We start from the raw sequence: 14,092 nt of genomic DNA, 5'->3' as shown, positions 1-14,092 counted from the left end.
ATTATGGCACGTGATTTAAAACCGCACATTGGAATTTTTGGTCGGAGGAATGTGGGTAAGAGCTCATTCATCAATGCACTGACGGGACTTGATGTGGCTATTGTGTCTGAGGTTCCGGGTACTACAACTGATCCTGTAAAGAAATCAATGGAGATTCTGGGAGTTGGACCTGCCATTATTATTGATACGGCGGGTATTGATGACAGTGGGGTACTTGGCGAAAAAAGGATTGCCAAGACTTTGGATGTAATAAAACAAATAGATTGTGCTATATTGCTTATAACAGATAATACTTTTGGAGAGTTTGAAGAAACACTGATACGAAAGTTTTATAAAGCTGATGTGGATTGCCTGATTGTATATAACAAAGTGGATTTGGAACCCTTGCTGAACAGTACAATAAAGGAAATACAGCAATATACCAATGCGCCTATTGTTGAGTTTAGCGCAAAAACAAATTTCAATATTAACTGTGTTATTGAAACGCTTAAAAGTATTATTCCCGAAACGGCTTATCAAAAACCTTCGTTATTGAAGGGATTGATTAATCGTGGAGATATTGTTTTGCTCATTACTTCAAATGATTCTGAAGCTCCTGAAGGTAGATTGATTTTACCTCAGGTAATGGCCATTCGTGATGTATTAGATAATGGAGCTATTAATATTGTTGTAAACGTGACGGAACTGGAGTTGTTCTTGCATAATACAGGTATAAAGCCCAAATTGATTATAACAGATAGTCAGGTATTTAAGACTGTAAATAAGATTGTTCCTCCTGATATTCCCTTAACGGGATTCAGCGTGGCTTATGCTCACATGCGAGGTCCTTTTGACGATTATGTGAAAGGAGCTGGAAAAATATCAGATTTGAAAGATGGCGATCACATTTTAATTCTTGAATCGTGCACGCATCAGGTTAGTTGTGATGACATCGGGAGGTTTAAAATCCCTAATTGGCTGAGAGAATATACGAAAAAGCAATTGGACTTTGACGTTGTCGCTGGTCTGGACGAAATAAAGAACCCAATAACAGATTATGCACTGGTTATTCAGTGTGGTAGTTGTATGATTACACGGAAACAAGTCTTTAGTCGTCTGGCTGAGGCTATTGAAGCAGGTGTTCCAGTTACAAACTATGGATTGACTATTGCCTGGATAAATGGAATCTTTGAAAGGGCAATAGCTCCTTTTATGAGTTGATGTATGATGACGGTAAGCGAAATATTAAACAGGCAGGAGTTGTCAAGAGAAGATATTATCCGCTTACTATCTATTACAGATAAAGAAGAACACGATGAGTTGATAAAAAGGGCTTATTCAATAAAGGAGAGAATTATTGGCAGAAAAGTATACCTGAGAGGGTTGATTGAGTTTTCCAACTATTGCAGAAAGAATTGCTATTATTGTGGAATAAGAAGCGGAAATCATAAAGTTTCCAGATATTTTCTTTCTGATACGGAAATTTTAGAGATTGTTGAATTTGCACAGGAAAATCACTTGAAAGGCATTGTTCTTCAGTCGGGAGAACTAAGTAGCGAAGAGTTTGTAAATAGAATAACGGCATTAATAGCTAAAATAAAGAAAGTTACAAATCCGGATTTCCGTATTACTCTTTCTCTTGGAGAGCAGTCTTTGGATACGTACAAAAGTTGGTTTGATGCAGGTGCTCAGAGATATTTGCTGAGAATTGAAACATCCAGCGAAGAACTGTATAATAAGATACATCCGTCAGATGAGCTGCATAGTTTTAAAACTCGTCTGAAATGTTTGGATTATCTTCGGGAAACTGGTTATATGACGGGAACAGGAGTAATGATTGGTTTGCCTTTTCAAACGATTGAGAACCTTGCAGACGATTTATTGTTTATAAAAGAAAGGGATATTGATATGGTAGGAATGGGGCCATATCTTGAACATGCGGATACGCCCTTATACAATTATAAGAATTTGCTGATGCCTCTTAACGAGCGGTTCAATTTATCCATTCGTATGATTGCTGTTTTAAGGATATTGATGCCGGATATTAATATAGCATCGACTACAGCTCTTCAGTCTATTATTCCAATGGGAAGGGAAATTGGTTTGAAAGCCGGTGCAAATGTAGTAATGCCAAATCTTACGCCATTGAAATACAGGCGCAGTTATCTTCTTTACGAAAACAAGCCATGTATCAATGAAGATGCGGATGATTGCCTGAATTGTCTAGCTAAAAGGATAAAGATGATTGGTGAAGAGGTTGCATACAATGATTATGGTGATTCTAAACATTATATTAATAGAAAACTAATAGTATAATCTCTATGATAACAGAAGACGACATTTGCAATGTTCACATGATGACTGAAGAAGAAAAATATAATCTTCTTAAGGATGTTATAATTGATTATGATCGGAAAGAGGATAATCTGATTCAGATTTTGCATATGGCACAGGCTATATTCGGTTATCTTCCTACTGAGGTGCAGCATTTTATTGCCAGTCAGATGGACTTGTCTGTTTCGAAAGTAAATAGTGTTCTTACGTTTTATTCTTTCTTTTCGACAAAGCCGAAAGGGAAATATACTATTTCTGTTTGTCTGGGAACAGCCTGCTATGTTCGTGGAGGTAAAGAGGTGCTGAATAAACTGAAAGATGAATTGGGTATAGATGTGGGCGAAACTACTCCGGACAAGAGATATTCACTTACTGTAATGCGTTGCATAGGTTCTTGTGGACTTGCTCCGGCTATGACTATCAATGGCAAGGTGTATAAACAGGTAAATCCCAATAGAATAAAACGAATCTTGGGAACTTTGAAATAAGCCAAAGAAAAATCTAATCTATAAATCTATGAAAATCAATACAATCAAAGATCTTGAATCGATAAAGAATGATTTTCTGAACAAAGAGAAAGCATTTCAGTTTACCGCTCATATTTGTTATGGCGCGGGTTGTATATCTTCTGATTGCAAGAAATTCAAGGAGGCTTTTGAGCAGGCTCTCGAACATGAACACCTACAATCGAAAGTGAGAATAAAGCTGACCGGATGCATGGGAGCATGTACTTTGGGGCCTACTTTAATCATCAATCCAGGCAATACTTTATATTGCAATCTTAATCCTGCAAGTGCTTCATTTATTGTGAATGAACATATTAAAGAAGGGAGAATTGCCGAAAAATTCTGCTATAAGAACCCTGAAACCGGCGAAGTAATTCCTGATTTAAATGAAATACCATTCTTTAAGCATCAGAAAAAGATTGTACTTCAGAAGTGTGGAACTATTGACTATGCTTCAGTTGACGAATATATTGCGCATGATGGATATTTTGCATTGGCTAAAGCACTTACCATGAATCCAATAGAAGTTGTTGATGAAATTAAAAATTCAGGATTGAGAGGTCGTGGCGGTGGTGGTTTTCCAACAGGTACTAAATGGGAAATGGCAAATAAGGTAAGTAGCGATTTGAAATATCTTATTTGTAATGCAGACGAAGGAGATCCTGGTGCTTTTATGGATAGAAGTTTGCTAGAAGGAGATCCTCATTCGGTTATAGAAGGTATGTTGATTGCCGGTTATGCCATTGGTGCTTCAAAAGGCGTAGTCTATATAAGAGCTGAGTATCCTATTGCGATTGAAAGACTGACTATGGCTATAAAAGCATCTCAGGAGCTAGGCATTCTTGGAGATAATATTCTTGGAAGCAAGTTTAGTTTTGATATTGTAATCAGAATTGGAGCTGGAGCTTTTGTTTGTGGAGAAGAGACAGCATTGATGGAATCGGTGGAAGGAAAGAGAGGAGAACCCAGACAGAAACCTCCTTATCCGGTGCAGAGTGGTTTGTTTGGAAAGCCTACTGTTATCAATAATGTAGAGACATTAGGTAATGTTGCTCAAATTATATTAAATGGTTCAAAATGGTTTTCTTCTATTGGAACGGAGAAAAGTAAGGGCACAAAAGTGTTTGCTCTGGCCGGAGCTATAGTGCACAAAGGATTGATAGAAGTTCCAATGGGTACTACGCTCGGTGAGATTCTTTTTGATGTAGGTGGAGGAATTCAGAGAGGAAAGTTATTCAAGATGGCACAAACCGGAGGCCCATCGGGTGGTTGTCTTACTGCTGAGCATCTTAATACTCCTATTGATTACGAATCTCTGACAAAACTAGGGGCAATTATGGGCTCTGGTGGTTTGATATGTACCGATGAAGATACTTGTATGGTTGATATGGCTCGTTTCTTTATGGATTTTGTTCAGGATGAATCTTGTGGAAAGTGTGTTCCATGCCGTATCGGAACAAAGCGGATGCTGGAAATTCTCGAAAGGATCACACGTGGAGAGGGAAAAGAAGGGGATGTTGAGCTTTTGATTGAACTAGGAGAATCAATCAAAGATTCTGCTATATGTGGATTAGGTCAAACTGCTCCCAACCCGGTACTTAGCACAATTAAATATTTCAGGTATGAGTATGACGAACATATAAAGATGGATTATTGTAGGGCCGGAGTTTGTGGAAGTCTTTTCCTTGCTCCTTGTCAGAATGCTTGTCCTGCAAAGGTTAATGTTCCCGGTTATGTTGCTTTGATAGCTGCAGGAAGAGTGCGAGATGCCTATAACCTTATTCGTCAGGAAAATCCATTTCCATCTATTTGTGGTAGAGTTTGTACTCATCCATGTGAGAGTAAATGTCGTCGTGCCCAGATTGATGATCCTATTGCGATAGCCGACTTGAAACGCTATGCAGCCGACTTTGTATATAATTCAGGAGAGCCTTTGGTAACTCTCAGTTTTCCTAAGAATGGAAGTTCTGTAGGAATTATTGGTGCCGGCCCGTCCGGATTGACTTGTGGCTATTATTTGTCACGGCTTGGCTATACTGTTGATATATACGAGGAGAAAGATGTTGCAGGTGGAATTTTGGCTTACGGAATTCCTGAATATAGGTTACCAAAAGAAGAATTGAAAAAGGAAATCGACGCAATTGTTCAGTCGGGAATTAATATTATCTACAACACAAAGGTTGGAAAGGATATAACATTCAGTGAATTGAAAGAAAAATATAATGCGATATATATTTCAATAGGTACACAGCTTTCCCGAAAAATTGGTATAGAAGGAGAGGAAAAGGGAGGAGTGTATCACGGACTCGATTTCCTTAGAGATATTAGTCTGAACAAAAAAGTAAAAGTGAAGGGAATTGTTGCTGTTATTGGAGGTGGTAATACAGCCATTGATGCAGCAAGATCGGCTCTTCGCCTTGGAGCTAAAGAGGTACATATACTCTATAGAAGGAAAATGGAAGAGATGCCTGCCGACAGAAGGGAAATAGAAGATGCAATAGAAGAAGGAGTAATCTTGCACGAATTAGTTGCTCCGGTTCGTTTCGTGGGTGATGGAAAGGTTACTGGTATTGAATGCGTGAAAATGATACCTGGTAAGTTTGGAAAAGATGGCAGGCGGATACCGGTTGAGGTAATTAACTCTACGTTTATGATGGATATTGATATGGCTATTCCGGCAGTGAGTCAGTATTCCGATTTACCTTTTATTCCAAAGGGTGAGGTTGGAGTAACTGATTGGGGAACATTTATCGTTGATCCGGAATCGCAGATGACCACTCAACCTGGAATTTTTGCCGGAGGAGATATTGCCCGTGGCTCTGATGTGGTAATTACTGCTATTGCCGATGGTAAAAATGCAGCAAGATCTATTGATAAATATTTAGGTGGAACCGGGAAATTAAATATTGGCGAACCTATAGAGATACCTACAAGAGGAGTGGATGAAGGAATTACAGTTGAACATGAACGGTTTAAAATGCAATCTCTTGATCCGAAAGAACGGGAAGGCAACTTTGATGAGGTGCGGTTAGGTTATCACAAACTTAACGCTATAGCCGAATCAATGAGATGTTTAAGATGTTCTGATCGTAATACTGATCGTAGTTCGGAAGATTAAAAAGCTAAAATTAAGTACTATGATAAACCTGATAATAAATGATAAAGCAGTCCAGGTAAAAGAGGGAACTACCATTTTTGAAGCTGCAAAACAGAATCATATCTTAATCCCTCACTTCTGTTATATGGAGAATGTACATCAGATTGGATCGTGCCGTATCTGTGTTGTTGAAGTGGAAGGCGCTAAAAATCTGATGGCATCGTGTGTAACCGAAGCTAAAGAAGGAATGGTTATCCATACCAATTCGGAAAGAGTACGCAATGTAAGAAAAGTAATCTATGAGCTGATGCTTTCAGATCATCCTAAGAATTGCCTTACTTGCTGGAGAAACCAGAATTGTGAACTGCAGGAACTAGGTAATTTAATTCAGGTTGATGAGTATAGGTATGAAGGTGCCAAATCAAAAGAATTTGTAGACAGCTCCAGTCCGTCAATTGTTCGCGATAGTTCAAAGTGTGTTCTTTGTCGCCGATGTGTAACTGTGTGTAACCAAGTTCAGGGAGTTTGTCTCATGAATCCACATCATCGTGGCTTTTCTACATTTATAGGGCCATCGGAAGATGAGCTTTTGGGAGAATCAATTTGCACTAACTGTGGTCAGTGTGTTTTGGTATGTCCTGTTGGAGCCTTGAAAGAGAAAGACTCAACACAAGAGGTATGGGAAGCCCTGTATGATAAATCCAAAACTGTTATTGTACAGACAGCTCCGGCCGTGCGTGCAGCTCTAGGAGAATTGTTTGGTTATGAACCCGGTACATTGGTTACTGGTAAAATGGCTTCGGCCTTACACAATATAGGTTTTAAGTTTGTTTTTGATACCAATTTTGGTGCCGACCTTACTATCATGGAGGAAGGATCTGAATTTCTTGAAAGATTAAAAGATATGTTCTCTACTAAGAAAAAAGAGGCTGTTCTCCCAATGATTACCAGTTGCAGTCCGGGCTGGATAAAGTACGTAGAACATCATTATCCTGATCAGTTGGCTCATCTGTCTAGTTGTAAATCTCCTCACATGATGCTGGGAGCATTAACTAAATCTTATTTTGCAGAAAAGGTTGGTATTGATCCAAAATCTATTTTCATGGTATCAGTTATGCCTTGTACGGCTAAAAAGTTTGAGATAATTCGTCCGGAGATGTATAACGACGGATTGGCAAATGTAGATGCAGTGATTACTACCCGTGAGTTGGGACGAATGATTAAAGACGCCGGAATTGATTTTAGAAATCTACCAGATGGAACGTTTGACAGTCCGTTGGGATTATCTTCCGGTGCTGCCGATATCTTTGGTACAACCGGTGGTGTAATGGAAGCAGCTTTACGTACAGTATATGAGCTAGTTACGGGTTGTGAACTTCCTGCAGAAAAGCTTCACTTAAAGCCTCTTATGGGACTAAAAAGAATTAAGACTGCTGAACTAAAGATAGAAAAACCATTACCTGAGTTTAATTTCCTGGCAGGAGTAACCTTAAGAGTTGCCGTTACAAGCGGGTTGATAGGTGCAGCTGAATTAATGGAAGAAATAAAGAACGGCACGAGTACATATCATTTCATTGAAGTAATGGGGTGTCCTGGAGGATGTATCAGCGGAGGCGGACAACCACGACCTGTAAATGATGCATACAGGATGAAGAGACTTGATGCTATTTACAGAGAGGATGAAGGGAAAACTTTACGAAAATCACATGAAAACCAGGATATAAAGATGTTATATCGTGAGTTCCTTGGTGCACCTCTCGGACATAAGTCGCACGAACTGCTTCATACAGTTTATACGCAACGAAAAAAAGAGTAAACAATATTCTTTTGGATATACTATTCATTATTTATTCAATATTAAGCTATATACCATCTTGAAGATAATAAATGAGGATAACTTTTATACCTATAATATCAGATAATTAATTAAATTAAATTTATTTATTAATAAGTCGAAGTTTGAGTGCTTATTTTCTTGTTTGTTTGTTTAGTTGAGAATATATTTTTAGTATATTTGCCAGATATAATAAATTATATCCTTTTAAACAAAGAAAAATAACATGAAAAAACTCTTTTCGATTATCCTGATTTGTTCGTGTTTAACGTGCGGAAGTACGATGAAAGCGGGCAATTACGACCTAATTCCTCTTCCAAATTCAATGGTACAGAGTGAAGGACGTTTTGTATTGAATGATAAATGTGAATTTATTGTTCAGAAGGGACTGGACAGTAAGTTTACTAAGGTGGCAGAAGATTTTGCAAAACAATTGAATCTTACTTCTGGCATTAATGTTAAGGTAAGTACTAAAGCTGCTAAGAAAGCTGCTAGTAATACTATCACTGTTGTTCTGAACAAAAAAGTTCCGGCAGAAGGCTATAAATTAGACGTAGAAAAAGACAAGGTTCTTATTGAAGCATCTGCACCCGAAGGTTTCTTTCACGCTATTCAAACAGTAAAACAATTACTTCCTGCTGCTGTTTTCGGTAAAACATTGATGAAGGACCAGAAATGGGAGCTTGCTTGTGCCAAAATCAGCGATGCTCCTCGTTTTAGTTACAGAGGTATGCATCTTGATGTATCACGTCATTTTTTTAGTGTTGATGAAGTGAAAAAGTATATTGATGTACTGGCTTTGCATAAATTGAATAAATTTCACTTCCATCTTACAGATGACCAGGGATGGAGAATTGAAATTAAAAAATATCCGGAACTTACAACCATTGGAAGTCAGCGTGCTTACACAATGGTGGGTAAAAACTGGGGAAGTTCTGATGGTAAACCTCATGGAGGATTTTACACTCAGGAACAAATAAAAGAGATTGTGAAGTATGCACAAGATCGTTTTATCACAATTATTCCTGAAATTGACCTTCCAGGACACATGGTAGCAGCTTTGGCTAGTTATCCTAGCCTTGGTTGTACTGGCGGTCCTTACAAGGTTTCTACAGAATGGGGAGTACTTGATGATGTATTATGTGTAGGAAAAGAAGAAACATTTACTTTCCTTGAAAATGTACTGACCGAAGTTATGGAACTATTCCCTTCTAAGTATATTCATATTGGGGGTGATGAGTGTCCAAAAGTACGCTGGGAAAAATGTCCGGTTTGTCAGGCAAAGATTAAGGAACTTGGTTTGAAAGCCGACGAGAAACATTCTGCTGAGGCTAAATTACAAAGTTATACAATGACTCGTATCGAGAAATTCCTGAACGACAAAGGTCGTATGATTATTGGATGGGATGAAATACTCGAAGGTGGTCTTGCTCCTAATGCAACAGTAATGTCATGGAGAGGAATGGAAGGCGGTATAGAAGCTGCTCGCCAGGGACATGATGTAATTATGACTCCAGGCTCTCACTTGTATTTTGACCATTATCAATCTCTTGATCCTAGAGAACCACTTGCTATCGGAGGATTCTCTCCTGTAGAAAGAGTTTACTCATTTGAACCGGTTCCTGCTGAATTAACCAAAGAAGAAGCAAAACATATTCTTGGTCCTCAGGCTAATTTATGGACCGAATATATTGAATCGGAAGCTTATCTTGAATATATGCTGCTACCTCGTTTAGCTGCATTAAGCGAAGTACAATGGACAAATGCTGATAAGAAAGACTATGCAAGTTTTACTTCACGCATTGGCCACATTGCAGAGATTTATGATGCAATGGGAATGAATTATGCTAAGCATATTTTTGAAGCAACTCCTTCTTATGCTGTAAATACTGAAAAAGGATGCGTGGAAGCTACTTTGAAAACAATTGGTGATGCTCCAATTTATTATACAATAGACGGAACAGAGCCTACTGTAAATAGTACTAAATACACAGCTCCGGTTGAAGTTCCTTATTCTTGTACACTTAAAGCAATGGTAGACAGAAAGAATATGAAGCTGCGTAATGTAGAAAAAACATTCTCTTTCACTAAATCTACAGCAAAGAAAGCAACATTGAGCACAACACCAAGCAAGAAGTTTGAATGTAATGGTGCTGCTACTTTGGTAGATGGTATCCGTGGTGGTAAAAGCTACAACGATAGTTGGGTAGGTTTCCAGGCCGAACCAATGAATTTAGTTATCGATTTAGGAGAAAACACAAACGTTAAATCTGTTCGTTTAGGAACCAACTCTGCTAAAGGCGACTGGGTGTTCCCTCCAAAAGATATCACTGTTTACCTTTCTGCTGATGGTCAGAATTTCAAAGAAGCTGCAAAACTAGTTCTTCCGGAAGCTCAAAAAGGAGATAAGGACGGAGTGAATGATTATACTCTTGGTTTTGCTCCAACACAAGCTAAATTTGTGAAAGTAATCGTTAATAACGTTACTTCTATGCCTCAATGGCATGGTGGAAAAGGCAAAGCTGCTTATGTATTTGTAGACGAAGTATGTGTTGAATAATATTTCAGAAAAAATAAAAAAGCTAAGGGCGCTCAATGGTTGTTGGGCGCCCTTTCTTTTAACTTATACCAGAGGATTATATAAATTAAATCAGAATATTATCTGTTGTTTGTATTTACTCCTTCCACTTGATTCTCTTCATTATTATTGTTTAAATCATCATTTGTAATTCCTTTCTTTGCTTTCTTTGCGGCTGATGTTTTGAGAGTTCCAAATCTGTATGACAGACTTATTCTGAAATCGCGTGCATTGATATAATTTACATTCTTCATAGTAAAACTCCTGTCGTTTGTTCTGCTTGTATATTCTTTTGTTTTCCAGAATGGATCAGAGCAAGTGAGAGATACCGATAATTTTTTGTTCAGGAAATCTTTGCTAACTGAAAAACTGGTAAAATAGAATGCCGTTGTTTTTCCCTGCAGACTAACTCTTGGGGCAAAGTAACCTCCATTAATATTCAAACGGAAGTTTTTGGGAAGCGTATATTGAAGACCAGTATAGCAATTGTAAAAGAATCCATTATTGCTCAGTTTATCTGTTGATGATGTTGCATCACTTTTCATGTTTACATAGAATGCGCCTCCGTTTATTATAAGATTGAAGTTCTTGAAAGCATTCCAGTTACCATACAAATTAAAACTGGTTTGTTGACTATGACCAATATTGTCGTAGGTAGTTTGACTTACATTTGGCTTTTGGGGGTCAATAAATGTGTAGCTTTCTATACCATTGTTCTCGAAACGATAACTTAGACCAAGATTAATATTAAGCTTTGGAGTGAATCTACTGTAATTTAAATTCAGGTTATGGCTTTTTTCGGGGTTAAGTTTTGGATTACCATAGCTTATGTTTTCAGGATCTGTATCATTTATATACGGATTCAGGTTTCTAATGCCGGGACGGCGAATACGCATGGAGTATCCAAAGCGGATTTGCTCTGAAGGATTTTTCATATACGAAACAGTTGCCGAAGGGACTAAATTGGAATAGCTGACATGGAAATTCATATCGGGAGAAAGAACGTATTTCACTTTCTGGGTAGTGCTTTCTTCTCGTACTCCGGCTTTAATTCCAAACTTTTTTATCTTGATGTCGTAACTGATATAAGCAGAATAAATTTCCTGTGTGTGCTTAAAGTCGTAAGACGGATCAATTACCAAAGTATCATTTTGCCAACGTTCTGTTTCACTATTACTTTTACGGAGAATAAACTTTAAACCGGCTTCAAGCTTTTGCCCCTGCCATGTGGGACGTGTATAGTCAAGCTGCATTGTATGCTCATTTGTTGAGGCTTTATTTACGTTGTTTTGAGTACGTGCCAGAAATAGGGGAACAGCACCCGATAAGTTTTTTAATAAAGTGTTGCTTTTACTATCGTTAGGGTTGTTGTCGAATTTGTAAGAAACAGTAAGAAGTTCGTCTTTGCGATGAGTAGAGCGCTGGTAGTCTACATTTATGTCTGTTGAACCAAACGTCCTTGTTGATTTGCTGTATCTGTCATAACTGTAATAAGGATTATATTCAGCACCTTTCATTTCAACCATGTAGTCTGAAATACCAGTCATATTTCCGTTAAACCTTTCGACAGACAAACTTACAAGATTAAGTGTGTCTATCTCGTAACTGGCCTCTATAGTACCAAACTGAAACGGTCCTTTATTCTTTGAACGCCCGTTCTGAGTCATGTATTTCTCTATGTTATTTACCTGATTTGTACGTTCCAGATAAGAATCATTGTAAGGCGTGTTGATGTGATTGTAATTGTAGTTTGCAGTAATACCAAACTTTCCCATTTTTAGAGATAAATAAGCTCCTCCACCCATGCGTCCCTGTGTGCTGGCATTACTCCGAATGGTCGCTGTATATCCTTCAATTCCGCTTTTTACAGTAATGATATTAATAATGCCCCCAACACCTTCAGCATCATACTTGGCTCCTGGATCAGTTATTACTTCGACACTCTTAATGGAATTGGCAGGCATACTTTTCAGAACATCGCTCGGATTATTGCTTATCATGTTTGACGGCTTGCCATTCAGGTATATTTTAAAGTCGGACGAACCTTTCAGCTGAATATTATCTTCATTGTCCACCGTAATCATTGGTATCTTACGAAACATTTCCAACGTGTTGCTGGTCTTAGCTTCCGGGTCGTTTTCAATACTGTAAGTCAGCTTATCTATTTCAACCTTTACTAAAGGCTTTTGTGCCACAACCACAACTTCATTTAGTAGTGCTGAAGTTTCAGTCATAAATATAGAACCCAAAGATACCTGTTTTTGATTTGAGGTAAGAGAAAACCTTTTTACTGCTGGCTTCATGCCAACAAACTGTATAGCAATTGCATAATTGCCGGGCGAAGCATTAAAAGAAGCCGTGAAATTTCCGTTATTATCACTTACCACCACCTTTAGCGGATTTTGTGGTGAGCGTGCTGCGGCTATACTAAGTGTGGCATATTGTACCCCCTGACCGGATATAGAATCAATAACAGTTCCTTTAACCGTATAACCTGTCAGTTGATCAGTTCTTCTCTGAGGCGTTTGAGCCACGTTGCTTAGTACGGAAATTAGCAGGAAAAGAATGAAACAAAGACTCCTCATATTTCCGTTATAATTTAGTTCTTGGTAATGAATATACTGACGCTTCTTATATAACATTTCAATTCTCAATTTGTTCGTCTCACTATATCAATAAAATAGAGTTTAAAAAGTAATATCTAAATATTTATGTTTTTGGTGTGATTTTTTAAATAAATAGTATATATTTGTACGTTATTATTGAAGAATAGAAAGTGATGAAACAATTTACAGAACTGGTTGAGTATGCGTTGAAGGCCCCGTCTGGACATAATACGCAGCCTTGGAGATTTAAGTTAACAAGTAAAGGCCTTGATATTTATCCTGATTTTAGCCGCTCATTGCCTGTGGTGGATGGCAATAACAGAGAGTTGTATATTAGTTTAGGAACTGCAACAGAGAATCTTTGTATTGCCGCACGTCATTTTGGGTATCTGGATAGTGTAAGCATTCTTGCAGATACCACTGGTGAATATTATGTTCATGTAGAATTAGAGAAAGCTGATAAAACATATTCGGATTCTCTTTTCGAGCAGATCAATAAAAGACAGACCAACAGACGAATCTATACTAACAGGTCGTTGACTAAAGATACGTTGAAAGTTTTAAGGGAGGTTCAGCTTGAGTATGGGGTACATGTTCACTTGTTTGAGAAAAAAGATGCAGAATTTAATCTGTTGAAAGAGTTTGTTTACAGAGGTAATGAAATGCAGATGACAGACAGTGCCTTTAAAAAAGAACTTACCAACTGGATACGACTAAATAAAAAGCAGGTTCTTAAATATAAAGACGGACTGACGTATGCTGTTATGGGTTCGCCATCGGTCCCTTCATGGATAGGAAAACCAATCATGAATTTTGTTTTGACTCCTGAGGCACAAAACAAATCGGATAAGAAGAAAATAGAATCTTCATCTCTGCTGGCTCTTTTTACTGTTGAAAATAGTACGCCTTTAGATTGGATTGCTTTAGGACGCTCGCTTGAACGATTCCTGCTAGAATCTACATTGTTGGGAGTAACCAATGCTTATTTAAATCAGCCATGTGAGGTGAATTCGCTTGCCGATGAAATGAGAACCAAGCTTGATATAAATGGAGAATATCCTATGTTGCTTGTTCGTCTTGGACATGCTGTTTCTATGCCTTACTCGCCAAGAAAAGAGGTTATTGATATGGTCTTTAATTAAAAACAGGCTTTAACTA

8 protein-coding genes are annotated in these 14,092 nt (G+C 38.0%); 7 read left to right on the top strand and 1 reads right to left on the bottom strand.

The genetic code is table 11. From position 1 onward, the window contains the following. Nucleotides 1–3: 3 nt before the first annotated feature. The 6 genes from hydF to BUC21_RS08660 all read left to right on the top strand — a co-directional run bounded on the left by hydF (nucleotide 4) and on the right by BUC21_RS08660 (nucleotide 10,310). Nucleotides 4–1,200: a [FeFe] hydrogenase H-cluster maturation GTPase HydF gene (gene hydF / locus BUC21_RS08685; protein WP_073401296.1), complete on the top strand. Its 1,197-nt coding sequence runs from the start codon at nucleotides 4–6 to the stop codon at nucleotides 1,198–1,200. Nucleotides 1,201–1,203: 3 nt separating this feature from the next. Beyond that, nucleotides 1,204–2,295, top strand: a complete 1,092-nt coding sequence (gene hydE, locus BUC21_RS08680; RefSeq protein ID WP_245797084.1) for a [FeFe] hydrogenase H-cluster radical SAM maturase HydE — start codon at nucleotides 1,204–1,206, stop codon at nucleotides 2,293–2,295. Nucleotides 2,296–2,300: 5 nt separating this feature from the next. Then, nucleotides 2,301–2,801, top strand: coding sequence for an NADH-quinone oxidoreductase subunit NuoE family protein (locus tag BUC21_RS08675; RefSeq protein WP_083547655.1), 501 nt, complete (start codon nucleotides 2,301–2,303; stop codon nucleotides 2,799–2,801). Between the two features lie 28 nt (nucleotides 2,802–2,829). Next, nucleotides 2,830–5,937: an NADH-ubiquinone oxidoreductase-F iron-sulfur binding region domain-containing protein gene (locus BUC21_RS16730; protein ID WP_073401291.1), complete on the top strand. Its 3,108-nt coding sequence runs from the start codon at nucleotides 2,830–2,832 to the stop codon at nucleotides 5,935–5,937. Nucleotides 5,938–5,956: 19 nt separating this feature from the next. Further along, entirely contained in the window at nucleotides 5,957–7,732 is a 1,776-nt protein-coding gene (locus BUC21_RS08665; protein ID WP_073401289.1) for an NADH-dependent [FeFe] hydrogenase, group A6, read from the top strand. Nucleotides 7,733–7,976: 244 nt separating this feature from the next. Then, a complete protein-coding gene (locus BUC21_RS08660) occupies nucleotides 7,977–10,310 on the top strand; it encodes a glycoside hydrolase family 20 protein (RefSeq protein ID WP_073401287.1) in 2,334 nt (777 codons plus the stop codon). A gap of 98 nt (nucleotides 10,311–10,408) precedes the next feature. On the opposite strand, the gene BUC21_RS08655 is transcribed toward BUC21_RS08660, so the two are convergent. Continuing rightward, the gene (locus tag BUC21_RS08655) at nucleotides 10,409–12,970 is read right to left on the bottom strand and encodes a TonB-dependent receptor (protein WP_245797083.1); all 2,562 of its coding nucleotides are present in this window, start codon (nucleotides 12,968–12,970) and stop codon (nucleotides 10,409–10,411) included. Nucleotides 12,971–13,107: 137 nt separating this feature from the next. Here BUC21_RS08655 and BUC21_RS08650 point away from each other — a divergent pair, with 137 nt between their 5' ends. Beyond that, entirely contained in the window at nucleotides 13,108–14,076 is a 969-nt protein-coding gene (locus BUC21_RS08650; protein WP_073401285.1) for an Acg family FMN-binding oxidoreductase, read from the top strand. The last annotated feature ends 16 nt before the right edge of the window (nucleotides 14,077–14,092 follow it).

The sequence above is a fragment of the Bacteroides luti genome, assembly GCF_900128905.1.
GTDB lineage: Bacteria > Bacteroidota > Bacteroidia > Bacteroidales > Bacteroidaceae > Bacteroides > Bacteroides luti.
Note: the sequence above shows the minus strand (reverse complement) of the source record. Positions and strands in the feature narration are given on the sequence as shown.